The following is a 26007-nucleotide window of genomic DNA, read 5'->3' as shown; positions in this document are numbered from 1 at the left end:
GCTTCCGGGTGCCTCGGCCACCCGGACGGTCTTGGCAAGACGGCCCCGCCGGCGTGACCGGCGGGGCCGTTTTTCTTCCGGCTTCTCAGAATATCAGCCGATTGAAGCCGCCCGGTCGCGCGCGATTGCCGCGAGATGGGCACGCACGCGCTCCAGACCCTCGACCCCTTCCATCATGATCGAGAGCGGCGTACGGCCGTGCAGGTCGTAGTTCGCCCGCCGCACCCAGCCGTCCGCCGTCTCGCTCTCCGGCACGGCCTGTTGCAGCAAGTCGAATATCTCGAACACCCGGATCATCCGGCCGCGCGCATCCTCGGTAAAGCCGCTGAAATCGCCAAGGCGCCAGTGTTCGAAGACATCGGCCGGCACGCCGCCCAAAAGATCGCGCTGCTCGCTTTCGGCCAGCGACCAGCATCGGGCGATACCGGCCACGTCGAAAATCTTCTCCGGCCCGATAACGGGATCGCCCGGGGAAGATCGGGACCCGCCCTCGGACCGCGCATGCGTCGGATCCAACATATCCATTCTTGATCGCTCCTCCATGATCGGGATGCGCGAAACCCGTGATGTCGATTCCGGCCCTCAAGGGACGCCGCCGGCACCGCCGTGCCGCGGAACCGCACCCCGGTCGCCACCATTCGAGGAGAATGGTCTCGGGCGACCGCGTGAATTTTAAGGATGCCTAAGCTTAACGCGGAACCGCCCCGAGTTCCAGTCACGCGCGGCATATTTCCACGAAGAGTTCATGACATGTCATCCGCGTGCATTGCCCATGGGCCACGTTTCCATCAGACACGCGCGCGGCCGTTCCGTCCCGTCATGCGCCGAATGCAATGGTGCACTGCAACAAGCCCGGCTTGTCGCGGGCACACGATCGGGCGACATACAGCCCCAGGAAGGCACCGCCCACCAATTCGCGGCGCCTGCATCGACAAACAGAGGGCGTCATGGACACCATCATCTGCACGGCGGCCATTATCGTGGTCGCCTTCGCGGCCAATATCGAAACGCTCAATCGCGTTTTCGGCTGACCGGCATAATCCCTATATGAAGCTGAAAACCCCGGCGCGATTTTCCGCGCCGGGGTTTTATCGATCCGCGACAATGTCAATCCGCCGCCGGATCGGATGGATCGGCAGGTTTCGTGTTGGCGCCGCAGATCAGCACCCCAACCCGCTCCCCATCAGCCGGGCGATAGGCCCCGGACAATAGCGCCCCGAGAGCGACCGCCCCGCCGGGCTCGGCGATCTGGCGCACCGTTTCCCAAAGCCACCCCTGCGCCTGTCGAACGGCGGCGTCGTCGATCAGAAGACTATCGGCGACGAAGGACCGGGACGCCGCGAAGGCTAAATCCCCAATCCTGCGGGCGCCCAATGAATCCGCCGCCAGGCCGGAAACCGCCACCTCCGTCGGCGTGCCGGCACGGCGCGAGGCGTGGAGAGCGGCCGTCCCCTCCGTCTCCACCGCGATCAGCCGGACATCGCCGCGATAACGGCAGGCGATCCCGCCGATCAACCCACCGCCGCCGACCGCCACCAACAGGGTGTCGAGGTCCGGCGCCTGCACCGCCAATTCGTCGGCGACGGTCCCCTGCCCCGCCAGGATGGCCGGTTGATCATAGGCATGCAGCAGGCGGGCGCCCGTCTCTTCCCGCCGCGTGAGGCAGGCATCCAGCGCTTCCTGAAAATCGCGGCCGACCACATGAAGCTTGGCGCCATAAGCTTCCAGGCGCGCGCGCTTGGCCGGGTGGGCGATCTCCGGCACGAAGATCTCCGCCCGATGGCCTAGTGCCCGCGCCGCGTAAGCGACCGCCGCGCCGTGATTGCCACCGGAGGCCGCGATGACGCCGGCCGGCGGCACCGGCTCCGAGAGCAAGGCATTGAAGGCGCCACGCGCCTTGAAGGAGCCGGTATGCTGCAAATGCTCCAGTTTCAGGGTAACGGCGGCACCGCCGGTCAGGCCCAGCTCGGCCCGATCGATATCGAGTACCGGCGTCCGCCGGACATGACCGGCGATCGCCCGTCCCGCCGCCTCGATCGCCGCCCGCGTCGGCAGGTCCCCGCTTCGTTCGAGGCAAGCCCCGCTTTGTTCCGCTTGGTCCGCCATCACCCGTCCCTTCCGTTGCCCGCGGCCTTGAATGGCCATTCCGATCCGATACACGGGCCGAGACTACGGTTGCAAGCGTGCCGGCTTAGCCCGACACTTCCCTTCGGGCGGTGGAACGACGCCGGGCGATGAACGCGAAGGGCCGTGCGGGCGGCCGCCGTGAACTGGGAGTGGTAAAGGCTTGGCCGGCGACGGAACCGACCTCTACGGTGCATTCTTCGAGCGCCTCGACGCCCCCGCCGGCCCGCGCGCCAAGGCGCTTCACGCCTATTGGCGCGCGCTCGCCCCGCCGCCGAACCTGCCCTGGCGGCGACAAATCGCGATGGACGATCTGGCCCGGCTCGACTGTCTGGACAGCATTTTCATCCTGGAGCCGTTGGAAGATGGAAGCGACTGGCGATACCGCTTGCTCGGCACCCGAATCGTCGAGATTTACGGTCAGGAAGTGACCAACGTGCCGCTTCGGGAGCATATGACGTCGGAAGAGGCGGAGCAGGCGATCGCGCTTTCCAATGCGGTACGCGACAGCCGGGAGCCGTTATTCCTGCGCGCCCGTTTCGTCTCCGGCGACTATGACACGCCGATCGAGACCATGTCCTTGCCCATCCTGGGCCGTGACGCGGACGATGTCTGGCTCTTCGGCGGCACATTCTTCACGTCGCGCTGAGACGCGGCGCCAGCGGGGGAGTTCGAGGACATGTCGGAGCGTTTCGACGCGATCATCATCGGGGCGGGCATCATCGGCGCCGCCGTCGGGTTGGAGTTGAGCCGCAAGGGGTGGAAGACCCTCAATATCGATAAGCTACCCGCGGCCGGTTACGGCTCGACCTCGGCCTCCTGCGCCATCATCCGCACCCACTATTCGACGCGCGACGGCACGGCCTTCGCCTATGAGGGCTATTTCTACTGGAAGCATTGGGCGGACTATCTGGGCGTGGAGGATGAGCGCGGCCTCGCCGCCTTCCACGATCGCGGCGCGCTGGTCATGAAGACGGAGGCGAACGGCTATCTCGCCGCCCTGCTCGACCACCAGCGCGCGGTCGGCATTCCGTTCGAGGAATGGGACACGGAAACCATCAAGGCCAAGTTGCCGCACATGAACCTGAACACATACGCCCCGCCGAAACGACCGGAGGACGAAGGCTTCGGAGAGCCGACCGGCGGCACGATCCGGGGCGGCGTCTTCTTCCCCTGCGCGGGCTATATCTCCGACCCGCAACTCGCTACCCACAATATCCAGCGCGCGGCCGAGGCCGCCGGCGGGGCCTTCCGCTTCAACGCGGAAGTGGCGGAAATCCGCAAGGGGGACGATGGCCGCATCGCCGGCGTCACCCTGAAGGACGGCAGCCGGATCGACGCGCCCGTCGTCGTCAATGTCGCCGGCCCGCATTCCGCCAAGATCAACGAGATGGCGGGCGCGACGGCCGACATGAAGATCGGCACCAAGGCGCTGAAACAAGAGGTCGTGCATGTCCCCATGCCGGTGGAGAACTGGGACACGCTCGGCATCGTCACCTCCGACAGCGATATCTCCTGCTATACCCGGCCGGAAAAGGGCAATTACCTGCTGATCGGCAGCGAGGACCCGGAATGCGACCCGCGCGAGTTCGTCGATCCCGACGATTTCGACGAGAACTTCACCGAACAATGGAAGATCCAGGCGATGCGCACCGCCCAGCGGGTCCCCAGCCTCGGCATTCCGAGCCAGATGAAGGGCGTGGTCTCGCTCTACGACGCGTCCGACGATTGGATTCCGATCTATGACAAGAGCTGCGTGCCCGGCTTCTACATGGCCTGCGGCTCCAGCGGGAACCAATTCAAGAACGCCCCGCCCGCCGGCAGGATGATGGCGGAACTGATCGAGGCGGTCGAGGACGGCCACGACCATGACGCCGAGCCCGTGCGCTTCCACATGAGCTATATCGACCGATCGATCGATGTCGGATTCTACAGCCGCCTTCGCACGATCAATCCGGAGAGCAGCTTCTCGGTTCTGGGATAGCGGTCCGGAAGGAATGGGCCGAGGGCGATGCCCCGGCCCATGCCGGTCAATGCGGGATCACGCGTCGCGCGGCGGCATGGGGACGTCGTCTCCCCCCTGCGGCCAACGCGCTGCATCGTCCGCGATCTGGTAATAACCGCTCTTGTCGTCGACATGGATGTGGGCGACCAGGCGGAAGCCGGTATCGTCGTCGAGGCTTCCCGCCGAGATCGAGACCTTCTCCGCCCCGTCGGTCTCGAAGAATAGGAAACTGCCGCAATCGCTACAGAATCCGCGCCGGCTCGTCTCGCTCGACCGGTACCAGGCGATACGATCGGCGCCGGTCACGCTCAACTGATCCGTCCAGGCGGCCGTGAAGGCCAGGAAATGACTTGTCTGCCGCCGACAGATGGAGCAATGGCAGGCAATCACCTGCTTCATCGGCCCGTCGACGCGATAGCGCACAGAACCGCAGGCGCATCCGCCCGTTCTATTCCTCGGTGTCTCGTCACGAACGGCCCCGGTCATGGCCACCTCCCTTGTTCTTGTTTCGATCCGGGGCAAAACTAGAACAAAGAAATCGCCTAAACCAGGGCTTTTTTCCACAAGGCCTCGCGTATCATGGCCCGGACCGGCTCGCGGATCGGGCCGCCGCGCGGGCGGTCGGCCAGCGTGGTGAACCAATGGTTCGGCGCGCTCCGCGCCATGCTATGGCGCCAGGGGACAGCGCGCAGCAGGCTTTCCGCCTGCTTCGGCAGACGGTCCGGAATCTCCAAATGATTGAGACGCGCCCACACCCCGCTCCAAGCGCGGGCGACGGCAAAGGGATTGTAGCCGCCACCGCCCAGCACCAGCAGGCGTGGCGCCAGCGGCCGCAGCATATCCACCGCGCGCCAATAACTGCCGTTGGAAAGCGCCAGTTTGGAAAGCGGGTCCTCGAACAGCCCATCCACCCCGCACTGGATGACGATCGCGGCCGGGGCGTGATCCACGACCAGCGGCAGGACCGCGCTCTCCAGGACGTAGGCGAACTCGTCGTCATGGAAGCCTTCCGGCACCGGGAAATTGACCGCTCCAACGAGGGAGCGCGCGCGCTCGACGGTTCCGGTGCGCGGCCAGAGCCCCTCCTGATGGACGGAGAGGGTCAGGACCCGGGGATCGTCGCCGAAGGCCGCCTCCACCCCGTCCCCGTGATGGGCATCCAGGTCGATATAGGCGATCGGCGTTATCCCCTGATCCAGCAAGGTCAGGATGCCCAGCACCGGATCGTTGAAATAGCAAAAGCCGCTGGCCCGGTCGGGACGGCCGTGATGGGTTCCCCCGGCCGGGCTGTGCACGATCCCGCCCTCGCGCAGCATCTCCGCCGCCAGGATGGAGGAGCCGGCCGCCGTCGCCGGACGCCGATAGACCTCGCCATAGATCGGATTGCCGCCCGCGCCGACGTTCCAGCGCCGCCGCTCCTCGTCCGACAGGCTGCCGGTTCGCTCCGCCCGCCGGACGGCCTCGATATAGGTCGGATCGTGGAACCGGGCGAGTTGCGCCGGTGTCGCAACCGGTCCGTCGCGATAGACCGCCTCGTCCAGCCACCCCAACAGCCGTATCATGTCCGCTACCAGCGAAACCCGGGGGATGGAAAGCGGATGCTTCGCGCCATATCGCGACTTGCGATAAATTTCCGAGGCGATGAAATGCGGCCGCGTCACCATGGGACAAGAGCTAGCGCGCTTCACCCCGATCGCCAAGAATTCATCGGAAGGGGACGGCATCGGCCGGCACGGCCCGAATTCTCCACGTAAACCTTGTAAAACCGATCGCCGCACCCTTTATTCCGGGCAGTCGTAACCCGTACGGAACGATGAGAGGGAGAAAACCAATGAGCCTGCAAATCGGGGCGGAAGCACCGAATTTCACCGCGAACACGACCGAGGGCGAGATCGACTTCCACCAATGGATCGGCGATAGCTGGGCGATCCTGTTCTCGCACCCGAAGGACTTCACGCCGGTCTGCACGACGGAACTCGGCACGATGGCGAAGTTGAAGCCCGAGTTCGACACGCGGAACGTGAAGGTCATCGGCCTCAGCGTCGACCCGGTCGAGAACCACACCAAATGGTCGATCGATATCGAGGAAACCCAAGGCACCGCGCCGAACTATCCGATGATCGGCGACACCGACCTCGAGGTCTCGAAGCTCTACAACATGCTGCCGGCCGGCGCGGGCGAAAGCTCCGAGGGGCGCACCGCGGTCGACAACATGACCGTGCGCAGCGTCTTCGTCATCGGACCGGACAAGAAGATCAAGCTGATCCTGACCTATCCGATGAGCACGGGACGAAACTTCGACGAGATCCTGCGGGTGGTCGACAGCTTGCAATTGACCGCGCGTCATCAGGTCGCCACCCCGGCGAACTGGACGAAGGGCGGCGAGGTCATCATCGTCCCCGCCCTGAAGGATGACGCCGCGAAGGAGAAGTTCCCGAACGGCTGGCGCGCGGAGAAGCCCTATCTGCGCTACGTCCCCGATCCCGGCGACTGATCACAGCCAACCCCGGGGTTTTCACTGAACGAAACCCCATCGAACCATTGCAGGGAAGCCCGCGCGTGAGCCTGATCCGCGCGGGCTTTCCCATTCATGGCGCAACCCACGGCCTATCAGCCATCCCATCGACCGACATACGGCATCTATCAGTTGCATCGCGCGCCCGATGGCGGCACACTCCAAACGAGAATTGCCGCAACCTTTGGAAGATGCGATGCCGGTGGTGGAAAAACAGGTCGTCGTCGTCGTCGGACGCAACCTGAAGCGCCTGCGATTGGGCCGCGCGATGTCCCGCGCGAGCCTCGCCAAACAGGTGCGCGGCTGCGAGGAAAAGCTGGCATCCTTCGAAAAAGGCGAAACGATGCCGGATCATACTACCTTGCTCCGGCTCGCGGACGTGTTAAATGTCACTTTGGAACGGATTTTCGATGGGTTGACCCTGGACGTCGAAAAGTCGCCGCGCGCGGCGGGGACGTCGGTACCACGCGCTGGCGGACCATCCCGCGCCGTGGCACCAGATCCGGTGGAGGAGGAAACCACCGTTTCGTGACGCCGGGGGCACGGAGTGAACGGTGATGAGCCAATCGGAAAGCTGGTGCGCCTGGTTCGATAACGAAGGTAAGCGCTACGATCGGCCCGCCCCGCGTTCGGTCGAGGATCCGGCGTTGGGTGCATGCCTGCGCTATGCCGGCGGCGTGATCGTCCTGGGCCGCAAGGGCGCCCGCGAGGTAACCGGCGACCGCGCGGGTCTTGACGGCGCGACGCCCCCCCTTCTGACCTGGGTTCCGGACGCGACGGGCTGGTCGGCCCTCAACGCCGCCACCAACGCGGTCTGCCATGATGCCGGGGCGGAGACGGTAAGTCTTCGCTACTACATCGCCGGCTGGGCGGAGGAGACGCTCCGGGGCAAGGAAGTGTTCGAGCGTCTCGACTATATCGAGGAGATCGCGCGCCGGCCGGTGGACATGACACCGCGCATCCGCGCGCTCGACACCTCGGAGGACGAGGCCGCCGTCGCGCGTTCGATCGAGATCAAGGTCCGCGACAACGCCATTGACGACATCATCCTCTATGACGTGGTGGAAGCCGGCCGCCTGCGCTATGCCCATATCGGCGGACGCACGCTCTTCGCCAATGTCTGCACCAAGGAGGAGGTCGACGAGACCGTCGGCAAGGACGATCTGATCGATCCGGCGGACAATGGTTTCGGCGATGCGGTGACCCGGGCCTATCGCACGGCGATCGCCGACAACAGACCCGTCGTCGATCTGGTCACCGCACCGGTTCGTCTCGGCGGGCGGGAGCGGCGCTGGCTGCATTACAAGCGCATCACCGTGCCGCTGCTCTCCCTCGGCAAGTTGGCGGTCTTCACCGATCCGACACCGTCGCAGCGCATATCCTTCGAATAGTTCGGAACCTCCTCGGCCAGCGCCCAGACGACATATTCCTCCAGGCTCTGCTCCCCCGCGCTCCAGGTGAAGGCCGGGCCGTTATGGTGCGGATAGCCCGCGCGTTGAGGAAACCGCGCGCGAATCTTCTTCTCCGAGACCACCGCCCAGATGACGTCGTAGTCCCAGCGCTCAAGCGCATGCATCATCGCGAAGTTCGTCAGCTTCCGCGCGAGCCCCAGCCCCTGGCGTCCGCCGCGCCCTGGCCGCATCCATAGCTCCCCCTGATAGGCGAAGGACCCCTGCATGAAGGCGAATGCCTCCGGCAGGTCCATCCGGCACCGCAAGGCGTGCAGCGGGTAGTCAGACGGCCGGTAATCGAGGAAGCTGCTCTGGATATAGCGCTTCAGGGATGTCTCCGGATCGCGGAAGCCGACCGCCTGGGTGTGCATCAGGGTTCCGTCGCGATCATGACCGAGCACCGCGAAACTGTCCGAGAACACACCGCGCCCCGGATCGAAAACCAGCGAGGTGGCCGGACGATCGGGCTGCTCGAAAATCACCGACGTATCCTCCACGATCGACAACGTCAGTTCATAGTCCGGCAGATCAAGTATCTGTTCCATCAATCTCTCCGATACGGATGGCCGAAGGCACGCAAAGGTTGCCATCGAGTTAAAATATCAGACTATCGCGTCGATAGCATTACTTTTTCGGGTATTACTATCATAGGGAGATATTCTCCGAGCCGCCTAAGCCAACGCGATATGCTGGCCGAAACGCACGTCAGGCGTGCTCGCAACAAGATCAGGGGCAGGCGGGTGTGGAAGCGCGCCCGGCGCCCCGTCATCCCTCGACGCGTTGCTGGCGACGCCACATGCGGGCATAGGGACCATCGGCCGCCAACAGATCGGCATGGCGGCCGCGCTCCGCCACCACGCCCTCGGAAAGCACGATGATCTCGTCCGCGTCCACGACCGTGGAGAGCCGGTGCGCGATGATCAGCGTCGTGCGCCCTTCACTAACCGTGCGCAGGCTCTGCTGGATATCGCGCTCGGTCGCGGTATCGAGGGCCGATGTCGCCTCGTCGAACAGCAGGATCGCCGGGTTCTTCAGGATCGTGCGCGCGATAGCCACGCGCTGTTTCTCCCCACCGGAGAGTTTCAGGCCCCGTTCCCCCACCATGGTGTCGTACCCGTCGGGCAGATCCTCGATGAAGCGATCGATGCGGGCCAACCGCGCGGCGCGCTCGACCGCCGCGAAATCGGCGCCCTGACGGCCATAGGCGATGTTGTAGCGGATGGTGTCGTTGAAGAGCACGGTATCCTGGGGCACGATACCGATGGCCGCGCGTACGCTCGCCTGGGTCGCGTCCCGGATATCCTGCCCATCGATCGTGACGCGTCCCGCCTGTACGTCATAAAAGCGGAAGAGCAACCGGCTGATCGTCGATTTACCCGCGCCCGACGGCCCGACGATGGCGAGCGTCCGGCCGGCCGGGACATGGAAATCCACCCCCTTCAGGATCGGTCGTCGGGGGTCATAGCCGAAGACCACCCCTTCGAACCGAACCGCGCCGCCCGCGATCGCGAGCGCCCCGGCGCCGGGCCCATCCTCCACCTCCCGTTCGATCCGCAGGATCGAGAACATATCCTCCATGTCGGTCAGGGACTGCCGGATCTGGCGATAGACGAAGCCGAGGAAATTGAGCGGTAGATAGAGCTGGATCAGATAGGTGTTCACCAGCACGAAGTCGCCGAGGCTCATCGCCCCCGAGACCACGCCGTCCGCCGCCATCAGCATGACCGCGACGAGACCGACGGCGATGATGCCGCCCTGGCCGATATTGACCGCGGCCAGCGATGTGATGGAGCGGACCGCCGCTTCCTCGTATCCGCGCATGGAGCGGTCGAAACGCGCGCTCTCATGCCCTTCCGCGCCGAAATACTTTACGGTCTCATAGTTCAACAGGCTGTCGATCGCCTTGGTGTTGGCTTCCGAATCCTTGTCGTTCATGGCGCGTCGGAACTTGAGGCGCCATTCGGTCACCACCAGCGTGTAGGCGATATAACCCGCGATCGTCAGGAAGGTCGCCGCCGCGAACCGCCAATCCAGCATCGACCAAAGGATCCCGCAGACCAACACGATCTCGATCAAGGTCGGCAGGATGTTGAACAGCGTGAAGGAGAGCAGGAACTCGATCCCCTTCACCCCACGCTCGATCACCCGGCTGAGGCCGCCTGTCTGGCGCTCCAGATGATAGCGTAGGGAGAGCCCGTGCAAATGCCGGAAGGTATTGAGCGCGGCATTGCGGATGGCGTTCTGCGTGACCCGCGCGAACAGGGCCTCGCGCAGTTCCTGGAACAGACTGGAGGCGAGCCGTACCGTGCCGTAGGCGACGATGAGGCCGACCGGCACGGCGAGCACCGCGGCCTCCCCGCCCCCGCCCTTATCGAGCGCATCCACCGCCTGTTTGTAGAGAATCGGAACATAGACCGTGGCGACCTTCGCCAGGGCCAACGCCATGACGGCCAATACGACCCGGTTCCTGATGTCCCGGCGCCCCGGCGGCCAGAGATAGGGAAGCAGGGTCAACAGCGTGCGAAACTGGTGGCGGCGCACGGCATCGGCGCCCTTTCGGCCCGTCCCCTTTCGAGCCTGGGCCGAAGCCTTTTTCGGAGCCTCCTCGCCGGATGACGTCATCGTCCTTGCCCGTCCCTCGGCGGCTGTTTTGATCCCTCCCGGTTTATCTTGACCCCGGCCCGCAGGTCACTAGGGTTTCACCGGATGAGGTCCGCAGACTACTGGCGGAACACCGATGACGTAGACTGGGACGCGCCGAAAAGAAAGGGTGGGCATGGCCCTCACGCTAATCGTTCTGTTGCCGTTCGTGGGGGCCCTGCTCCCGGGGCTCATGATCCGGGCCGGGCGGAATGGTTGCGCGCTGGCGACCGGCGCCGTCACGCTCCTGGCCTTCGTGCTGCTGATGTCCCAGGCGCCCGCCGTCTTCGCCGGAGAGGTGGTGCACGCCCGGTGGGAATGGCTGCCGGCGATCGGCCTCGACGCGAATTTCTTCCTGGATGGCTTGGGCTTCCTGTTCGCCGGCCTGATTCTCGGAATCGGCCTGCTGATCATCACCTATGCCCGGTTCTATCTCTCCAGGAACGACCCGATGGGGCAGTTCTATACGTACCTCCTGTTGTTCCAGGGCGCGATGGTCGGGATCGTCCTGTGCGACAACATCCTGCTTCTGCTGATCTTCTGGGAGCTGACGAGCCTGAGTTCGTTCCTGCTGATCGGCTATTGGAAACACCTGCCGGAAGGGCGCCAGGGCGCGCGGATGGCGCTGGCGGTCACCGGCATGGGCGGACTCGCCATGATCGCCGGCATGCTGATCCTGGGAGAAATCGCGGGGTCCTACGACCTCAGCACCATCCTGCAGGAAGGCGAGGCTATCCGCGCCTCGCAATGGTATGTGCCGGCCCTGATCCTGATCCTGCTCGGCTGTTTCACCAAATCAGCGCAGTTCCCGTTCCATTTCTGGCTGCCGCACGCCATGGCGGCGCCGACGCCGGTCAGCGCCTATCTGCATTCGGCCACCATGGTGAAGGCGGGAATCTTCCTGATGGCGCGCCTCTGGCCGGTACTGGCGGGAACCGACTGGTGGTTCTACATCGTCGCCACGACCGGACTCTTCACCATGGTGATGGCGGCGTGGATCGCGCTCTTCAAGGACGACCTCAAGGGGCTGCTGGCCTTCTCGACGGTCAGCCATCTGGCGCTGATCACTTTCCTGTTCGGGCTCGGCACGCCGATCGCGGCCGTGGCCGGCGTGTTCCACATCATCAACCACGCGAGCTTCAAGGCGGCGCTCTTCATGACCGCCGGTATCATCGACCATGAAACCGGCACGCGCGACATCAAGAAACTGGGCGGCCTCATGGTCCTGATGCCGATTACCATGACGATCGCGACATTGGCCGCGCTTTCCATGGCGGGGGTACCGCTATTGAACGGCTTCCTGACCAAGGAGATGATGCTGCACGAGGCGCTCCATACCGAATGGGCGGGCGTGCCCTGGCTCCTCGGCGCGGCGGCGGTGGTCGGCGCGATCTTCTCCGTCGCCTACAGCTTCCGCTATATCGCGCATGTCTTCCTGGGGCCGAAACGCGACGATTATCCGCACCATCCGCACGACCCGCCCTTCGGCATGTATCTACCGCCGCTTATCCTGATCGTGCCCGTGGTGCTGATCGGGCTGTTCCCGGCGGCGGTCGCCGGGCCGCTGGTGGCGGTGGCGGCGGATGCGGTGACGGGTGGCAACCTGCCGGACTATCACCTCGCGATCTGGCACGGCTTCAACCTGACGCTGGTGTCGAGCCTCGCGGCGTTGGCCTTGGGCGCGTTCCTGCTATGGCGGCATCGGCAGGCGAATGCGGTGCGCCTCTCCGTCCCCCGGCCGGAGGCGAAGCGGATATTCGAAACCCTGGTCGACGGCGCCGCCGCCGGCGCGCGGCTCTTCACCGACGGGCTGCATAACGGGTCGCTGCGCCGCTATCTGGCGGTGATGATCGGCGCGTGCATCCTAGCCGGCGCGACCGCCTTCCTGAATGCCAGCCATGCGCCGGGCGGCCGGGAACTGACGCATGTGCCGATCATCACTCTCCTGGCCTGGGCCGTGTTGATCGGGGCCTGCGTCACCATCGTGATCTTCCATCGTCAGCGCCTTCTGACGCTCGTCATCGTCGGGGTGGTGGGCATGCTGGTCTCGCTCGGCTTCGTCTATCTGTCCGCCCCGGACCTCGCGCTAACCCAAATCTCGGTCGAGGTGGTGACGGTGATCCTGCTGCTGCTGGCGCTGAACTTCCTGCCCAAGCAGACCCCGCGCGACAGCGGCACCGGGCGGCGCCTGCGCGACGGGCTGCTGGCCGGGCTCGGCGGGCTCGGCGTCGGCGGCATCATCTATGCCGTCATGACGCGTGATTTCACCACCATCTCGGATTTCCATTTGGCGCAATCGAAGCCGGGAGGCGGCGGTACGAACGTGGTCAACGTCATCCTGGTCGATTTCCGCGGGTTCGATACCTTCGGGGAGATCATCGTGCTCGGCATCGCCGCGCTGGCGATCTACGCACTGCTCGACGGGGCCTTGAACGGGCCGGCGGTCAAGCGCCTGCGCTCCTGGGTTCCGGATCAGGAGCGCGCCCGGGACCGGCACCCGATGATGCTGGTGGTGGCCACGCGGGTCATGCTGCCGCTCTCCCTGATGGTCGGCCTCTTCATCTTCCTGCGCGGCCATAACGAACCCGGCGGCGGCTTCATCGCCGGCCTCGTCGTCGCCATCGCCTTCCTGATGCAATATATGGCGAGCGGCTTCGGCTGGGCCGAACGTCGCATGAAGATCGACTATCATCTTCTGATCGGTTGGGGCGTGCTGGCCGCCGGCTTCACCGGCGTCGGCGCCTGGATCGCCGGGCGCCCCTTCCTGACCAGTGATTTCGCCCATGTCCATCTGCCGGTCTTCGGCGATTTCGAATTGGCGACGGCCATGGCCTTCGATGTCGGGGTTTTCCTGACCGTCGTCGGCTCGGTCATGGTGGCGCTGGCGAACCTATCCCGCCTCGCCCGGGTGACCGAGGGACCGATCAGCGACGACCCGATGGATGTCGACCCACAAAGACGCGGTCCCGGCACGGGCATGCCCGACGCCGCCCACACCGGCAAGGCGGAGGGCTGAAACCATGGAACTCCTCGTCGCCAGCGCCGTCGGCGCGATGACCGCCTCCGGGCTCTATCTCGTGCTGCGGGCGCGCACCTTTCCGGTGATCGTCGGCCTCGCCATGCTGTCCTACGCGGTCAATGTCTTCCTGTTCGCTACCGGGCGGCTGGCCATCGACCTGCCGCCGGTCATCTCCGACACCGCCGAGGCCTATACCGATCCCCTGCCCCAGGCGCTGGTGCTGACGGCGATCGTGATTTCCTTCGGCATGACGGCCGTGATCGTGGTGCTGGCGCTGCGCGCCTATCTGGAATCCGGGACCGACGAAATCGACACCGCCGCCGGTGAATGCGAGGCGGGCCAGCCGAACGCGGACACATCCCACGCCGCCGAAGGCGCGGAGGCCGGCCGATGAGCGACCTGACCCTCGATCACTGGATTCTCATGCCGATCGTGCTGCCGGCGCTTATGGCACCGGCGATCGTGCTGGCCATGCGCCACGATCTGGTGCTTCAGCGCGTCTTCTCGATCGCGGCGACCTTCGCGCTACTCGGCATTGCGATCGACCTGACCTTCCAGGCGGCCGGCGGCCCGCCGCAGCTATACGAACTCGGGAATTGGGACGCGCCCTTCGGCATCGTCATGGTGCTGGACCGGCTGTCGGCGCTGATGGTTCTGCTGACGGCGATCCTGGCCGTCGGCGTGGTGCTCTATGCGACGACCAGCGGTTGGGACAAGCGCGGACGGCACTTCCATGCGCTGTTCCAGTTCCAGCTCATGGGCATCAACGGGGCCTTCCTGACCGGCGATATCTTCAACCTCTTCGTCTTCTTCGAGGTATTGCTGATCGCCTCCTATGGTTTGATGCTCCACGGTGGCGGGGCGAAGCGCGCGCGCGCCGGCCTGCAATATGTCGCGGTCAACCTGATGGGCTCGACGCTCTTTCTCTTCGCGGTCGGCACGCTCTACGGTGTCACCGGTACACTCAACATGGCGGACCTCGCGATTCAGGTCTCCCGGGTACCAGCGTCCGATCAGGCATTGCTGCAAATCGCCGGCGTACTGCTGTTGATCGTCTTCGCGGTCAAGGCGGCGCTGGTACCGATCCAGTTCTGGCTGCCCGGGGCCTATGCCAACGCGCCGGGGCCGGTGGCGGCGCTGTTCGCCATCATGACCAAGGTCGGGGCCTATGCCATTCTGCGCGTCTACACGCTGGTTTTCGGCGGCGGCGCGGGCGATGCGGCCTGGCTCGCGGCGGATTGGCTGATGCCTGCGGCCATCGTCACCCTGGCGGTGGGCATGATCGGGGTGCTGGGCGCGTCGGGCATGATCCGGCAGGTCTGTTTCGCGGTGATCGGCTCGATGGGCACGTTGATGATCGCCATCGCCCTCTTCACGCCGGAGGCGACGGTCGCCGCGCTCTATTACCTGATCCATTCAACCTTCGCGGCGGCGGCGCTGTTCCTGATCGCGGACCTCGTCGTCGCGCGGCGCGGCGCGGACGGCGACCGGCTGAGGACCGCCCCACGCTTCCCACAGTCGGGGCTGCTCGCCGGGTTCTTCTTCGCCGGCGCGATCGGTATGGCCGGAATGCCACCGTTGAGCGGCTTCCTCGGAAAGCTGCTCGTCCTCGACGCAGCCATGTCGTCGCCCTCCATGGCCCTGATCTGGACCGTGGTCCTGACGACATCGCTGATCTGCATCGTCGGCTTCGCCCGATCCGGTAGCACGCTCTTCTGGAAGAGTGCCCAGGTCGGCCTCCCACAGGTGGGCGACACGGCCGCGGAGGAAGACGCCTCCCCCGTGCCGCCCCCTGCCCCCTCCACGATGACCATGGCGGAGGGACTGCCCTTCGCGGCGGCGGGCCTGATGCTGGCCGGGATGGTCGCGCTCAGCGCCTTCGCGGGGCCGATCACCGATTATCTGGAAGGCACGGCCTGGCAACTCTACAATCCGGTAGCGTATATTCAGGCCGTGCTCGGCCCCGACGCCTTCACCGGCCAATGACAGCGGAAGGGACGGATACCCCCATGCCGATCGCCCGACGCCTCCTGCCGCACCCGATCCTGACCGCGATGCTGACCGTCGTTTGGGTGCTGCTGGTCAACGACTATTCGCCCGGCGTCTTCGCCTTCGGCCTCATCCTGGGGCTGATCATCCCACTGATCACCGCACCCTTCTGGCAGGACCGGCCGCGCGTCCGCCAACCGCTGCGCATCGTCGAATACGGCCTTGTCGTGCTTTATGACATCGTCGTCGCGAATATCGAGGTGGCACTGCTGATCCTGTTCAAGCGCAATCGTGATCTGCGGCCATGCTTCATCTCCATCCCGCTGGAACTGACCGCGCCGGAGGCCATCACCGTCCTGGCCGGGACCATCACGATGACCCCCGGCACGGTCTCCGCCGATATCTCGGCGGATGGGCACGCGCTGCTGGTCCATTGCCTGCACGCCCCGGACGGCGAAGCCGTGGCGAACCAGATCAAGCAACGATACGAAGGCCGGTTGAAGGAGATCTTCGAATGATCGAGATCGCGCTCATCATCGGATTCGCCTGCTTCTCGCTGGCGCTGGTTCTCAATCTCTACCGCCTCGCCAAGGGACCTGGGATCGCGGACCGCGTGCTGGCCCTGGATACGATGGTGATAAACGGCATCGCGATCCTGATCCTTTACGGCATGTGGGAAGGCACGGCGGTTTATTTCGAGGCGGCCCTGCTCTTCGCCATGGTAGGCTTCATCTCCACCGTGGCCTATTGCAAGTTCATCCTGCGCGGCGACATCATCGAGTGACCCATGACCCTGCTGGCTGAAATTCTCGTTTCCGTTCTGATCGTCGCGGCCGGATTCTTCGGCCTCGTCGGCTCCTACGGACTTGCCAAGCTACCGGATTTGATGACCCGGCTGCATGCGCCGACCAAGGCCTCGACGCTCGGTATCGGTGGCATCCTGATCGCCTCGATGATCTGGGCATTGATGAGCGGTCACGGCTTCTCCAGCCATGAGTTGCTGATCACGCTTTTCATCTTCCTGACCGCGCCGATCACCGCGAATTTCCTGGCGAAGAGCCATCTGCACCGCCGGATCGAACGGCGGGAAAGTCTGCCCGCGCCGGAGGACGGGGCGAGTTGGGCAACGTTCGAAGCACCCGAGGCCACGCATCGGGACGAACCGTCCTCGATCGCCGCCGCCCGCCTGAGAGGCGAACAGGAATAAGGGCCGCGCGCCCAAGGGGATAAGGAACACCACGATGCAGGTCACGCGGATTGATCATGAAAGCCGCCTGATCCTGCGCCTATGGCGGGGACGGATATCGCCCCTGGATATCCTCGCCTCGATCCGGCAGGCGGCGGAGGGGGCACGTTCGGACATCCTCTATCGCGATCTCTGCATATTCGACGCCTCCATCGCGGAGATCGACCCAAGGACGCTACAGAACTTCCGGGCGGAAGTGGCGGGGCTTCGCGTCGACGAAAAATTGCACCGTAGCCGCGTCGCCTTCTATTCCGCTGCCCCGCATGACGAGCCGTTGCTGAGGCTCTGGGTGCAGATGCGCGACTATGAAGGCGCGGGGATCGAGGCCCGCACCTTCCACGACCTGAACGAGACGGCGAAATGGCTGGAGATCGATACCGCCCTGCTCCGCCGTCGGCTTGTCGAGATGATCGGGTTCAAGGAACCGACCTGAACCGCGGCACGCGCACCGCATGCGATGCGCTACGGCTCGGCGCGTCCCGCCGTGTCGCGCTCGCGCTCGTACTGCCTCTCGAGGGGAAAGGGCGGCAGCCAGCTTTCCCGTCGGACGGTCCAGAGTTCATAGGTCGGAACGAACTGATCGGGCGCGTCCAGGCTCCCCAGATGCACTTCGACCTCATTCGCGCTGCATGAGAAGACGGAGGAACCGCAGCGCGGGCAGAAGTGCCGCCCCGCATACTCTCCTGTCTCCCCCTCGACCGCCAGGGCATCGCGCGGGAAGACGGCGGAGGCATGGAAAAGCGCGCCGTGATGCTTCCGGCAATCGAGGCAGTGGCACAGCCCGACGCGATAAGGCCGCCCCGTCGCGACGATCCGGACATCGCCGCACAGACATCCGCCGGTAACGCTCTCCATGCCATCTCTCCCTCGAACCAAGCGGTCGCGATAGTCGCCCTGGGGCGCGGGACCGTCAACGACGCCCCGCGCCGAACGATCCCTCCCACATGACGGCAAGGAAGTTTCCAAGGGAAAATGGTCGGGGCGGCTGGATTTGAACCAACGACCCTCTGCTCCCAAAGCAGATGCGCTACCAGGCTGCGCTACGCCCCGAACCGTGGGCGCGGCGGGACCGTGCCCCGGTCCGCCGCGTCGATCGGCAACTGATAGTCCGTGCGGGGCGCGCGATCAACCGTGACGCGGGGGTGATATCGCACCCGCGGCCACGGCGCTCTATTTCGTCAGATCGACGACGAGCTTTCCCACTGCCTGCCGGGCGGCGAGACGGCGGAGCGCCTCCGGCGCGTCGGCGAGCGCGAAGGTCTCGCTGACCAGCGGTTTCAACGTGCCGTCGGCGACCCAGGCGAAAAGCCGGTCGAAATTGGCGCGATTTGCCTCCGGCTCGCGCCGCACGAAATCGCCCCAGAAGACACCGACGACCGCGCACCCCTTCAGCAATGTCAGGTTCGCCGGGATTTTTGGGATCGCGCCGGCGGCGAAACCGATGATCAGAAGCCGCCCGCCCCAACCGGTCGCGCGCAACGCCTGCTCCGTGAAATCGCCGCCGACCGGATCGAAAACGACATCGGCGCCCTTACCGCCCGTCGCCTCCTTCACCGCATCCTTAAGCGGTTGATCCGTATAGTTGATGGTGATATCGGCACCGGCCTCCTTCGCGATCGCCAGCTTATCCGCGCTGCTTGCCGCCGCGATGACCGTGGCGCCGAGGGCCTTGCCGATCTCCACCGCCGCCATGCCGACACCGCCGGAGGCACCGAGGACCAACAGCGCCTCCCCCCGCTTGAGCGCGCCGCGCTGCACCAATGCATGGATCGCCGTGCCATAGGTCATGGAGAAGCCGGCGGCGATCACCGGATCCATCGCCTCCGGCCGGCGCATGACCTTGTCGGCCGCGATCACGATCTCCTCCGCGAAGCCACCCCAAAGCGTGGTGGCGACCACCGAATCGCCGACGGCGACAGCCGTCACCCCCTCGCCCAGCGCATCGACCACGCCGCTGATCTCCCCGCCCGGGCTGAAGGGCGGATCGGGCTTGAACTGATACTTCCCCGCGACGATTAGCGTATCTGGAAAATTGACGCCGCAGGCCGCGACCTTGACCCGAACCTCGCCCGGACCGGGCTTGGGGGAAGCAACCTCCTCCTCCGACAGGTCGTCGATCCCGCCATAGGTCTTGCAGAGCAGAGCGCGCATTTTACACAATCCTTGTATTATAGAAAATTCAGTGACCTGGATCGACAGCCAGGATCGCCTTCGTCGCCTGGGCCTTCGCGATCAGCTTGCCGTCCACCCATGCCTCGCCATGAAGGAAGGCGACCGACCGGCCGAGACGATCCAGCTCCGCCGTCAGGGTCACCTCCGCCCCGGCCGACGCCGGCCGCAACATCGAGAAGGCGATATCGATGGTCGAGGCGGTCGTTCCCACCGCCAGCCGTCCCGCCACGGCGAGATAACAGACCGCGTCCAGCAGGCTGTAGAGCACGCCGCCATGGATCAGCCCGACATTGTTGATCGCCGCCGCCCCCACGACGAAGCGGGCACGGGACACGCCGTCGCCGACGCTCACCACCTCGAACCCCAGATGGCGGTGGAGCGGAACGTCGATCACGCCGGCCACGCGCTCCGTCAGATCGGGCGGCAGCCCTTCCGGCACGCCGTCAGTCATGCGGGAGCACCCGCTCACGCAGTTCGCGCTTCATCAGCTTGCCGTTGGCGTTGCGCGGCAATGGCCCCTCCGAGATCGTGAAGCCGTCCGGCACCTTGTAGTCCGAGAGCCGTTCCGCGCAATAAGCGCGCAGCGCCTCCACCTCGACGTCGGCGCCGGGCGCCGGATGGATGAAGGCATGCACCCGCTCCCCCAGCACCGGGTCGGCCTGGGGGACGACGGCGACCTCCGCCACCGCCTCATGGAAGGCGAGGATATTCTCCACCTCGGCGGAGAATATCTTGTACCCGCCGCGGTTGATCATGTCCTTCAGCCGGTCGAAGACACGCAGATACCCGTCGGCATCCACCGATCCGACATCGCCGGAGCGCCAATAGCCGCCGACGAAGCTCTCCGCCGTCTTGTCCGGCTTGTTCCAATAGCCGGGCACGACCATCGGCCCCGCGATCCAGACCTCGCCCGTGCCGCCCGGCGGCACCTCCACCCCGTCGGCATCGATGATGCGCACATCGGCACAGGGAACCGGCAGCCCCACGCTATCCATCCGCTCGGTGACGCCCGGCGGCATCAAGGTGGTGGGAGAGGTCGTCTCCGTCGCGCCATAGGCGTTGCAAAGCATCAGGTTCGGCAGCTTCTCCGCCAGCCGCGCGATGGTGCTCTCCGGCATCTGGGCGCCGCCGAAGCCGCCGATCCGCCATCCGCTCAGATCGTGATCGGAAAGCTCCGCGCGCAACAGAAGGAGGTTATACATCGCCGGCACCATGATGGTGTGGGTAATCCCCTCCCCCTCCGCCAGGGCGAGGAAGCCGGCGACATCGAACTTCCGCAGGATCAGCAACGCGCCCCCGACCGACAGGATCGAGAAGACATTCGCGATCAGCCCCGTCACATGGCTCGCCGGAACCGCCATCAGGCTGCGGTCATCGGCCGTCATCGCGAAGCATTCCGCGAAATGCAGGCAGGAATGGACGATGTTGAGATGCGTCAGCATCGCGCCCTTCGGCCGGCCGGTCGTGCCGGAGGTATAGAGGATGACGGCGGTGGCATCCTCGGCCAGCGGCGGGGGCGTGAAATCCGCCCCGTCCGCCTTCATAAGCCCCTGGAACGCCGCGCCGTCGAGATCAAGGCGCAGGCTCAACGCCGGGGCCTCGTCCACCGTCGGCAAGATGTCGGCGAGCGCGCCGTCGTGAACGATCGCCCGCGCCCCGCAATCCCCGGCGATATAGGCGAGTTCCGGACGCTGCGAGCGCGTGCTGACCGGTACGACGATCAGCCCCGCCCGGATTCCCCCCAGAAGGACAGCCGCGAATTCCCATCGGTTGGCGGCCAGGAGGAGCACCCGGTCCCCGGCTTCGAGGCCGCGCGCCGTCAGATCCGCCGCGATCCGTGTCGCCAGCGCGTCCAGCGCGTCGTGGGATATCCGCGTGTCGCCATCGACCAGCGCGTCGCGACCGCCATGCGCCTCGGCCGCGGCGCGCAACATCGCATCCACATTCGCCGGCCGCTCCGCGTAGCAGGTGACGAGACGCGCGCCGAAATGCGCCTCCCGACGCAAATCGCCCCGCCCGTCATGCCTCCAGCCAGTCGTCATGACACCGCCCCCGCCGCTCAACCGCCGTGCAGACTCTCCGGCGGCGTCAGATAGGGGATCGACCGGCCGCGGTTCTCCTTGGCGGTCTTGAGTTCCCGCCGCGCGACGGAACGGATATGCACCTCGTCCGGCCCGTCGATGAAGCGCAGCGCCCGCCCCCAGGTCCACAGGAAGCTGAGCGGCGTATCCGGTGTCAGCCCGGCCGATCCGAAGATCTGCATCGCCCGGTCCAGCACCGTCGTCTGCAGGCGCGGGACCACCACCTTGATGGCGGAAACGTCGGTGCGCGCGGCCTTGTTGCCGAACTGATCGATCTTCCAGGCGGCCTGAAGGACCATGAGGCGGGCCTGATCGATCTCCATCCGGGAGAGCGCGATCCATTCCGCCACCTGCCCGTGATCGGACAAGGTCTTGCCGAAGGCCTTGCGCTCCAGCGCGCGATCGCAGGCCAGTTCCAGCGCCACCTCGCACTGCCCGATGGAGCGCATGCAATGATGAATACGACCGGGGCCGAGGCGCGCCTGGGCGAGCATGAAGCCCTTGCCTTCCTCATGCAGCAGATTGGCCGCCGGCACGCGCACATTGTCGAAGCGCAATTCGCAATGCCCCTCCGGCGCGACATGATGCATGACCGCCGGGTTGCGCACGACGGTCAGGCCCTTGGCATCCATCGGCACGATGACCATCGAATGCTTGTTATGCGGATCGGCGTCCGGGCTCGGGTCCGAGACACCGAGGACGATGGTGAAACGGCATCGCGGGTCGGCAGCGCCGGTGATGAACCATTTCCGGCCGTTGATCACATAATCGTCGCCATCGCGCAAAATCGTCGTCTGGATGTTGGTCGCGTCGGAGGAGGCGACATCCGGCTCCGTCATCGAGAAGCTGGACCGGCACTCCCCGTTAAGCAGCGGCTTCAGATAGGTTTCATACTGCGCCGCGTCGGCGAACATGTGCAGAAGCTCCATGTTGCCCGTATCCGGCGCGTTGCAATTGAAGACCTCGGAGGCCCAGAAGATCCGGCCCATGATCTCGGCCAGCGGCGCATATTCCAGATTGGTCAGCCGCGTGCCCGGCTCGTCATCCTTCAAGCCCGGCAGGAACAGGTTCCAAAGCCCCTCCTCCTTCGCCTTTTCCTTCAGATGCTCGACGATCGCCGGGGGATAGACGCCCTTCTCCGTCTCGCGCAGCCATTCCGGGTTCGCCGGCACGATATGGTCGTCCATGAAACGCTGCACCCGGGCGCGCAGTTCCTCGACCTTGGGGGAATAGGCGAAATCCATCGCGTCTCGATCCTCGTCCAGTTCGGGTTTCGCGACGGCCTCAGCCGTCCGCGTCGATCAGGTCCGCCGCGCGCTTGGCGAAGGCGAGGCTCAACTGCCCGACCTTGCCCGCGTCCTCCGCGGCGGCGTTACCGGATTTGGCGCGCGCGGCGATCCCTTCGAAGATCACCGCGAAGCGCCAAAGCGAGAAGGCGAGATGGAAGGTCTCCATCCGGCTGTCCCGGCCGGTCCGTTCGTAATAGCGCGCGAGATAGTCGCGCTCGCTCGGTATGCCGAGCGCTTGATAGTCGATATCCAGAATGCCGCCATATTCGTCCGTCGAGGAATGATAGACGATGCAGTTATAGGCGACGTCCGCCAGCGGATGCCCCAGCGTCGAGAGTTCCCAATCCAGCAGCGCGCGTGCCTTCGGCGCGTCCGGCGCGAACAGGATGTTGCCCAGCCGGAAATCGCCGTGGCAGATGCGCGTCTCGTCGTCGGCCGCCATATTCTCCGTCAGCCAGTCACGCACGCGTTCGTGCCGGGTCACGTCGTTCGTGCGAGAGAGGTCGAGTTGCTTCGACCAGCGCCGGATTTGGCGCGCGAAATAGCCCCCGTGCTTGCCGAAATCGTCGAGGCCGATGGCCGCCGGATCGATCCGGTGCAATGCCGCCATGACCGCGTTCATGCTGTCATAGACCTGGGCACGCTCGTCCGCCGACAGATCCGGCAGGGAGCAGTCGTGGAAAACACGCCCTTCCAGATACTCCATGACATAGAAGGGCGTGCCGACGACCTCGCGGTCCTCGCAGTAATGCAGCATGCGGGGCACCGGCACGTCCGTTTCCGCCAACGCGCGCATGACCCGGAACTCCCGATCGACGGCATGGGCGGAGGGCAGGATTTCCCCCGGCGGCTGCTTGCGCAGCACCACGGCGCCTGCCGTTCCGCTCAACCGGAAGGTCGGGTTGGACTGTCCGCCGGAAAACCGCTCGACCCCGGTAAGATCGCCGAGTTCCCCGAACCGCCCCTTCAGGTACTTCGCCAGGATATCGATATCGAACTCGACCCGGTCCGACCGGACCGGCCGGGCGCCCGTATCGTCGGTCATGCGTTCTCCTTCGCCGCCATGTTGGCGCCGCGCTCGATCACGAACTCGCGGTCGAAGATGTCGAAGGAATGGTTAAGTTCCGACTGGCTTAGGATCACCGCCATATTGTGCCCGCGCAACCCGCCGATGACATCGGCCAGACGCTGGCTGAGCGCCGGGGCCACGCCCTCGAACGGCTCGTCCAGCAGCAGAAGCCGCGTGCCGACCGCCAGCGCGCGGGCCAGCGCGACCAGCTTCTGCTGCCCACCGGAGAGCAGAAGCGCCTTGCGCGCGCGCATCTCCTTCAATTCCGGCAGGATCTCGTAGACCGTCTCCAGGCGCGCCGGGCCGTCCAGGCTCTTGGTCACCCAGGTCGGCAGGAGGATATTCTCCTCCACCGTCAGGTCGGGGATCAGCGCGCGATCCTCCGGCATGTAGCCGATGCCGAGCGCCGCGCGCTCATGGATCGCTACCTTGGTCAGATCCCGCCCGTCGAGGGAGACACCGCCCTGCTGGAGTTTATGCAGCCCCATGACCGCCTTCATGAAGGTGGTCTTCCCGGCACCGTTCCGGCCGGTGAGCCCGACCATCTCTCCCTCGCCGAGGGAGAGCGAAAAGCCGCGCAGGGCAACGATCGCGCCGATCTTCACATGCGCGTTCTCGACCGAAAGCATCATGCGCCGGCCTCCTCTTCCACCGCATCGGCCTTGGCCGTGCCGGTCACGTACTTCTGGACGGCCTTGTCCGCCAACACCTCGCCCGGATCGTCGTCCGCGATCACCTGCCCCTGATAGAAGGCCAGCACGCGATCGGAATAGCGGGTGACGATCTCCATGTCGTGCTCGACGAAGATGACGGTCACCTCCTCCTCGGAAAGCGCCTCCATCACCGTCTCCATCAGCGGGAACTTCTCGTCGACACTGACGCCGCTTGTCGGCTCGTCAAGCAGCAGCACCTTCGGGCGGCGGACGAGCGCCATGGCGATATCCAGAAGCTTCCGCACGCCGCCGGGCAGTTCGCTGACCTTGCGTTCGGCATAGCCCTCAAGTCCGAACCGCTTGAGCAACGCGTGTCCTTGATCCAACACCGCCGCATCGCGGGCCGGCCGCAACAGCGAGAAGGCCTGATTTGACGTACCGATGGCGACCAGCAGATTCTCCAGCGCCGTCATCGGCTCATAAAGCTGCGGAATCTGGAACGACCGGCAAACTCCGCGTCGGGTCAACTGACGCGGGTTCAGCTTGGTCACATCCAGCCCGTCGAAATGGATCGATCCGGCATCCGGCTTCAGATAGCCGGTCACGATGTTCATGAAGGTCGTCTTGCCCGCGCCGTTGGCGCCGATCAGGGACAGTTTCTCCCCCAGTCCGACCTTGATGTTGATGTCCTGCGCCGCGACGACCGCGCCGAAGCGCTTCTGGACATCGCGGGCTTCCAGGATGATTGCTGCATCGCTCATGATCCGGCGCCCTCCTCTTGCTCGGCTTGCGCGCGGGCGGCACGGCCTTCCTTGACCCGCTCCCAGAAGGACCCGATTCCACCCGGCAGGAAGACGATCACCACGATCAGGAACCCGCCGAGGATGAGTTGCCATGTCTCCGGGAAGTAGAGGTTCGAGAAGGACCGGACGAGTTCCAGGATCATCGCCGAGAGGAACACCGCCGAGACGCTGATATAGCCCGCGAGGACCGCGATGAAGACGAACTCGCCCGACGTGGTCCAGAAGCTGAAGAGCGGGTCGATATGGCCGAGCGCCATGCCGTTCAGCGTACCGCCGAGACCGCCGAGCGCGCCCGCGATGGTGAAATGGCGCACCGTCACCTTAAAGACGGAGGAGCCGAGATATTCCACCCGCAACTCGTTCTCCCGGACCGCCAGGGCGACCAGCCCCGCCATCGAGTCGTAATAGAGACGCGTCGCCGTCGACGCGACCACGGCGACGACCGCGGCCAGGAGATAAAGCGCGAGATCGGCGTAATCGACGCTCGGCTGCCAGCCGAGGAATGTCGGTTCCGGCAAGGTGAAGCCGTCGGACCCGCCGATGGCGTTCATCTTCACCAGCACGCCGTAGAGCACCATCGAGAGCGCCACGGTCAACATGGCGAAGAAGATGCCGCGATAGCGCGCGATCAGCGGGCTGACGATCAACGCCAGCAGCGCCGAGGCCAGCATGCCCACGACCAGCAGCACCGGCGCGTCGGTCACGCCCAAGCGGGTCGCCATCAACCCGGACGCATAGGCGCCCGTGCAATAGACCAGGCCCTGCCCGAAGGAAACGAGCCCCCCGCGCATCAAGGTGATGATGCCGAGCGCGACGAGCCCGTATCCGATCGCCTTGGTCGCCGTGAAGAGTATCCAGGTCTGCCAATGTTGGAAGACGAACCCGGCCAGAACGAGCAGGATGACCGCGATCAGGCCGGCGAGACAGGTTCTTTTCGTTGAAGCGTGCATG

At 65.3% G+C, this 26007-nt stretch carries 27 protein-coding genes and 1 tRNA gene; 12 read left to right on the top strand and 16 right to left on the bottom strand.

What is annotated here, in order from left to right; all coding sequences use genetic code 11:
- Window positions 1-93: 93 nt before the first annotated feature.
- Together KAJ83_RS00375 and KAJ83_RS00370 are read right to left on the bottom strand one after the other, a co-directional pair.
- Window positions 94-525, bottom strand: a complete 432-nt coding sequence (locus KAJ83_RS00375; protein ID WP_210680037.1) for an MbcA/ParS/Xre antitoxin family protein — start codon at window positions 523-525, stop codon at window positions 94-96.
- A 582-nt stretch (window positions 526-1107) separates the two neighbouring features.
- Window positions 1108-2106, bottom strand: coding sequence for a threonine/serine dehydratase (locus KAJ83_RS00370; RefSeq protein WP_210680036.1), 999 nt, complete (start codon window positions 2104-2106; stop codon window positions 1108-1110).
- Window positions 2107-2287: 181 nt separating this feature from the next.
- Here KAJ83_RS00370 and KAJ83_RS00365 point away from each other — a divergent pair, with 181 nt between their 5' ends.
- Window positions 2288-2773 carry a PAS domain-containing protein gene (locus KAJ83_RS00365; RefSeq protein WP_210680035.1) on the top strand — a complete coding sequence of 162 codons (486 nt, stop codon included), beginning with the start codon at window positions 2288-2290 and terminating at the stop codon, window positions 2771-2773.
- 30 nt (window positions 2774-2803) lie between these two features.
- Window positions 2804-4108 carry an NAD(P)/FAD-dependent oxidoreductase gene (locus tag KAJ83_RS00360; protein WP_210680034.1) on the top strand — a complete coding sequence of 435 codons (1305 nt, stop codon included), beginning with the start codon at window positions 2804-2806 and terminating at the stop codon, window positions 4106-4108.
- Between the two features lie 57 nt (window positions 4109-4165).
- On the opposite strand, the gene KAJ83_RS00355 is transcribed toward KAJ83_RS00360, so the two are convergent.
- Window positions 4166-4615: a GFA family protein gene (locus KAJ83_RS00355; RefSeq protein WP_210680033.1), complete on the bottom strand. Its 450-nt coding sequence runs from the start codon at window positions 4613-4615 to the stop codon at window positions 4166-4168.
- Window positions 4616-4671: 56 nt separating this feature from the next.
- On the bottom strand, window positions 4672-5793 hold the full coding sequence (locus tag KAJ83_RS00350) for an acetoin utilization protein AcuC (protein WP_210680032.1): 1122 nt from the start codon (window positions 5791-5793) through the stop codon (window positions 4672-4674).
- 167 nt (window positions 5794-5960) lie between these two features.
- Here KAJ83_RS00350 and KAJ83_RS00345 point away from each other — a divergent pair, with 167 nt between their 5' ends.
- From KAJ83_RS00345 to KAJ83_RS00335, 3 genes are all read left to right on the top strand, one after another.
- Window positions 5961-6623: a peroxiredoxin gene (locus KAJ83_RS00345; protein WP_210680031.1), complete on the top strand. Its 663-nt coding sequence runs from the start codon at window positions 5961-5963 to the stop codon at window positions 6621-6623.
- 169 nt (window positions 6624-6792) lie between these two features.
- A complete protein-coding gene (locus tag KAJ83_RS00340) occupies window positions 6793-7176 on the top strand; it encodes a helix-turn-helix transcriptional regulator (protein ID WP_210680030.1) in 384 nt (127 codons plus the stop codon).
- A gap of 25 nt (window positions 7177-7201) precedes the next feature.
- Window positions 7202-8035, top strand: a complete 834-nt coding sequence (locus KAJ83_RS00335; RefSeq protein WP_210680029.1) for a hypothetical protein — start codon at window positions 7202-7204, stop codon at window positions 8033-8035.
- Here the strand turns inward: KAJ83_RS00335 and KAJ83_RS00330 are convergent.
- Window positions 7945-8640, bottom strand: a complete 696-nt coding sequence (locus KAJ83_RS00330) for a hypothetical protein (protein ID WP_210680028.1) — start codon at window positions 8638-8640, stop codon at window positions 7945-7947. The genes KAJ83_RS00335 and KAJ83_RS00330 overlap by 91 nt on opposite strands.
- 220 nt (window positions 8641-8860) lie before the next feature.
- Window positions 8861-10717, bottom strand: coding sequence for an ABCB family ABC transporter ATP-binding protein/permease (locus KAJ83_RS00325; protein WP_210680027.1), 1857 nt, complete (start codon window positions 10715-10717; stop codon window positions 8861-8863).
- A gap of 154 nt (window positions 10718-10871) precedes the next feature.
- Between KAJ83_RS00325 and KAJ83_RS00320 the strand changes: the two genes are divergently transcribed.
- The 7 genes from KAJ83_RS00320 to KAJ83_RS00290 are packed head-to-tail and all read left to right on the top strand — an operon-like array spanning window position 10872 to window position 17422.
- On the top strand, window positions 10872-13751 hold the full coding sequence (locus KAJ83_RS00320; protein ID WP_210680026.1) for a monovalent cation/H+ antiporter subunit A: 2880 nt from the start codon (window positions 10872-10874) through the stop codon (window positions 13749-13751).
- 4 nt (window positions 13752-13755) lie between these two features.
- The gene (locus KAJ83_RS00315) at window positions 13756-14148 is read left to right on the top strand and encodes a Na+/H+ antiporter subunit C (RefSeq protein ID WP_210680025.1); all 393 of its coding nucleotides are present in this window, start codon (window positions 13756-13758) and stop codon (window positions 14146-14148) included.
- The gene (locus tag KAJ83_RS00310; RefSeq protein WP_210680024.1) at window positions 14145-15740 is read left to right on the top strand and encodes a monovalent cation/H+ antiporter subunit D; all 1596 of its coding nucleotides are present in this window, start codon (window positions 14145-14147) and stop codon (window positions 15738-15740) included. The genes KAJ83_RS00315 and KAJ83_RS00310 overlap by 4 nt, the downstream gene beginning before the upstream one ends.
- 23 nt (window positions 15741-15763) lie before the next feature.
- Window positions 15764-16261: a Na+/H+ antiporter subunit E gene (locus KAJ83_RS00305; RefSeq protein WP_246484121.1), complete on the top strand. Its 498-nt coding sequence runs from the start codon at window positions 15764-15766 to the stop codon at window positions 16259-16261.
- Complete coding sequence (locus KAJ83_RS00300) at window positions 16258-16527, top strand: K+/H+ antiporter subunit F (protein ID WP_210680023.1); 270 nt, start codon at window positions 16258-16260, stop codon at window positions 16525-16527. The genes KAJ83_RS00305 and KAJ83_RS00300 overlap by 4 nt, the downstream gene beginning before the upstream one ends.
- 3 nt (window positions 16528-16530) lie before the next feature.
- Window positions 16531-16950 carry a Na+/H+ antiporter subunit G gene (locus KAJ83_RS00295; protein ID WP_210680022.1) on the top strand — a complete coding sequence of 140 codons (420 nt, stop codon included), beginning with the start codon at window positions 16531-16533 and terminating at the stop codon, window positions 16948-16950.
- A 34-nt stretch (window positions 16951-16984) separates the two neighbouring features.
- A complete protein-coding gene (locus KAJ83_RS00290; RefSeq protein WP_210680021.1) occupies window positions 16985-17422 on the top strand; it encodes a hypothetical protein in 438 nt (145 codons plus the stop codon).
- Between the two features lie 29 nt (window positions 17423-17451).
- On the opposite strand, the gene KAJ83_RS00285 is transcribed toward KAJ83_RS00290, so the two are convergent.
- The 10 genes from KAJ83_RS00285 to KAJ83_RS00240 all read right to left on the bottom strand — a co-directional run bounded on the left by KAJ83_RS00285 (window position 17452) and on the right by KAJ83_RS00240 (window position 26006).
- Complete coding sequence (locus KAJ83_RS00285) at window positions 17452-17844, bottom strand: GFA family protein (protein ID WP_210680020.1); 393 nt, start codon at window positions 17842-17844, stop codon at window positions 17452-17454.
- Window positions 17845-17962: 118 nt separating this feature from the next.
- A tRNA-Pro gene (locus tag KAJ83_RS00280) sits at window positions 17963-18039 on the bottom strand.
- A 120-nt stretch (window positions 18040-18159) separates the two neighbouring features.
- Entirely contained in the window at window positions 18160-19140 is a 981-nt protein-coding gene (locus KAJ83_RS00275) for an NADPH:quinone oxidoreductase family protein (RefSeq protein ID WP_210680019.1), read from the bottom strand.
- 28 nt (window positions 19141-19168) lie between these two features.
- Window positions 19169-19612, bottom strand: a complete 444-nt coding sequence (locus tag KAJ83_RS00270; RefSeq protein WP_210680018.1) for a PaaI family thioesterase — start codon at window positions 19610-19612, stop codon at window positions 19169-19171.
- Window positions 19605-21203 (bottom strand): class I adenylate-forming enzyme family protein, encoded by a 1599-nt coding sequence (locus tag KAJ83_RS00265; protein ID WP_210680017.1) that lies wholly within the window; start codon window positions 21201-21203, stop codon window positions 19605-19607. The genes KAJ83_RS00270 and KAJ83_RS00265 overlap by 8 nt, the downstream gene beginning before the upstream one ends.
- Before the next feature lie 17 nt (window positions 21204-21220).
- On the bottom strand, window positions 21221-22486 hold the full coding sequence (locus tag KAJ83_RS00260) for an acyl-CoA dehydrogenase family protein (protein WP_210680016.1): 1266 nt from the start codon (window positions 22484-22486) through the stop codon (window positions 21221-21223).
- A gap of 40 nt (window positions 22487-22526) precedes the next feature.
- Window positions 22527-23576, bottom strand: a complete 1050-nt coding sequence (locus KAJ83_RS00255; RefSeq protein ID WP_210680015.1) for a phosphotransferase family protein — start codon at window positions 23574-23576, stop codon at window positions 22527-22529.
- Window positions 23573-24232: an ABC transporter ATP-binding protein gene (locus tag KAJ83_RS00250; protein ID WP_210680014.1), complete on the bottom strand. Its 660-nt coding sequence runs from the start codon at window positions 24230-24232 to the stop codon at window positions 23573-23575. The genes KAJ83_RS00255 and KAJ83_RS00250 overlap by 4 nt, the downstream gene beginning before the upstream one ends.
- Window positions 24229-25014, bottom strand: a complete 786-nt coding sequence (locus KAJ83_RS00245) for an ABC transporter ATP-binding protein (protein WP_210680013.1) — start codon at window positions 25012-25014, stop codon at window positions 24229-24231. The genes KAJ83_RS00250 and KAJ83_RS00245 overlap by 4 nt, the downstream gene beginning before the upstream one ends.
- On the bottom strand, window positions 25011-26006 hold the full coding sequence (locus KAJ83_RS00240; RefSeq protein ID WP_210680012.1) for a branched-chain amino acid ABC transporter permease: 996 nt from the start codon (window positions 26004-26006) through the stop codon (window positions 25011-25013). The genes KAJ83_RS00245 and KAJ83_RS00240 overlap by 4 nt, the downstream gene beginning before the upstream one ends.
- Between the last annotated feature and the right edge of the window lies 1 nt (window position 26007).

Source organism: Marivibrio halodurans (assembly GCF_017963645.1).
GTDB lineage: Bacteria > Pseudomonadota > Alphaproteobacteria > UBA8366 > Aestuariispiraceae > Marivibrio > Marivibrio halodurans.
Note: the sequence above shows the minus strand (reverse complement) of the source record. Positions and strands in the feature narration are given on the sequence as shown.

Excerpts from the sequence above, each read along its gene's own strand:
- KAJ83_RS00300 (WP_210680023.1), top strand. The coding sequence starts at position 16,258 with ATGATCGAGATCGCGCTCATCATCGGATTCGCCTGCTTCTCGCTGGCG.
- KAJ83_RS00370 (WP_210680036.1), bottom strand. The coding sequence starts at position 2,106 with ATGGCGGACCAAGCGGAACAAAGCGGGGCTTGCCTCGAACGAAGCGGG.
- KAJ83_RS00265 (WP_210680017.1), bottom strand. The coding sequence starts at position 21,203 with ATGACGACTGGCTGGAGGCATGACGGGCGGGGCGATTTGCGTCGGGAG.
- KAJ83_RS00275 (WP_210680019.1), bottom strand. The coding sequence starts at position 19,140 with ATGCGCGCTCTGCTCTGCAAGACCTATGGCGGGATCGACGACCTGTCG.
- KAJ83_RS00355 (WP_210680033.1), bottom strand. The coding sequence starts at position 4,615 with ATGACCGGGGCCGTTCGTGACGAGACACCGAGGAATAGAACGGGCGGA.
- KAJ83_RS00315 (WP_210680025.1), top strand. The coding sequence starts at position 13,756 with ATGGAACTCCTCGTCGCCAGCGCCGTCGGCGCGATGACCGCCTCCGGG.
- KAJ83_RS00290 (WP_210680021.1), top strand. The coding sequence starts at position 16,985 with ATGCAGGTCACGCGGATTGATCATGAAAGCCGCCTGATCCTGCGCCTA.
- KAJ83_RS00270 (WP_210680018.1), bottom strand. The coding sequence starts at position 19,612 with ATGACTGACGGCGTGCCGGAAGGGCTGCCGCCCGATCTGACGGAGCGC.
- KAJ83_RS00325 (WP_210680027.1), bottom strand. The coding sequence starts at position 10,717 with ATGACGTCATCCGGCGAGGAGGCTCCGAAAAAGGCTTCGGCCCAGGCT.
- KAJ83_RS00375 (WP_210680037.1), bottom strand. The coding sequence starts at position 525 with ATGGATATGTTGGATCCGACGCATGCGCGGTCCGAGGGCGGGTCCCGA.
- KAJ83_RS00320 (WP_210680026.1), top strand. The coding sequence starts at position 10,872 with ATGGCCCTCACGCTAATCGTTCTGTTGCCGTTCGTGGGGGCCCTGCTC.
- KAJ83_RS00350 (WP_210680032.1), bottom strand. The coding sequence starts at position 5,793 with ATGGTGACGCGGCCGCATTTCATCGCCTCGGAAATTTATCGCAAGTCG.
- KAJ83_RS00345 (WP_210680031.1), top strand. The coding sequence starts at position 5,961 with ATGAGCCTGCAAATCGGGGCGGAAGCACCGAATTTCACCGCGAACACG.
- KAJ83_RS00360 (WP_210680034.1), top strand. The coding sequence starts at position 2,804 with ATGTCGGAGCGTTTCGACGCGATCATCATCGGGGCGGGCATCATCGGC.
- KAJ83_RS00240 (WP_210680012.1), bottom strand. The coding sequence starts at position 26,006 with ATGCACGCTTCAACGAAAAGAACCTGTCTCGCCGGCCTGATCGCGGTC.
- KAJ83_RS00255 (WP_210680015.1), bottom strand. The coding sequence starts at position 23,576 with ATGACCGACGATACGGGCGCCCGGCCGGTCCGGTCGGACCGGGTCGAG.
- KAJ83_RS00295 (WP_210680022.1), top strand. The coding sequence starts at position 16,531 with ATGACCCTGCTGGCTGAAATTCTCGTTTCCGTTCTGATCGTCGCGGCC.
- KAJ83_RS00285 (WP_210680020.1), bottom strand. The coding sequence starts at position 17,844 with ATGGAGAGCGTTACCGGCGGATGTCTGTGCGGCGATGTCCGGATCGTC.
- KAJ83_RS00330 (WP_210680028.1), bottom strand. The coding sequence starts at position 8,640 with ATGGAACAGATACTTGATCTGCCGGACTATGAACTGACGTTGTCGATC.
- KAJ83_RS00260 (WP_210680016.1), bottom strand. The coding sequence starts at position 22,486 with ATGGATTTCGCCTATTCCCCCAAGGTCGAGGAACTGCGCGCCCGGGTG.
- KAJ83_RS00245 (WP_210680013.1), bottom strand. The coding sequence starts at position 25,014 with ATGAGCGATGCAGCAATCATCCTGGAAGCCCGCGATGTCCAGAAGCGC.
- KAJ83_RS00250 (WP_210680014.1), bottom strand. The coding sequence starts at position 24,232 with ATGATGCTTTCGGTCGAGAACGCGCATGTGAAGATCGGCGCGATCGTT.
- KAJ83_RS00310 (WP_210680024.1), top strand. The coding sequence starts at position 14,145 with ATGAGCGACCTGACCCTCGATCACTGGATTCTCATGCCGATCGTGCTG.
- KAJ83_RS00335 (WP_210680029.1), top strand. The coding sequence starts at position 7,202 with ATGAGCCAATCGGAAAGCTGGTGCGCCTGGTTCGATAACGAAGGTAAG.
- KAJ83_RS00305 (WP_246484121.1), top strand. The coding sequence starts at position 15,764 with ATGCCGATCGCCCGACGCCTCCTGCCGCACCCGATCCTGACCGCGATG.
- KAJ83_RS00340 (WP_210680030.1), top strand. The coding sequence starts at position 6,793 with ATGGCGGCACACTCCAAACGAGAATTGCCGCAACCTTTGGAAGATGCG.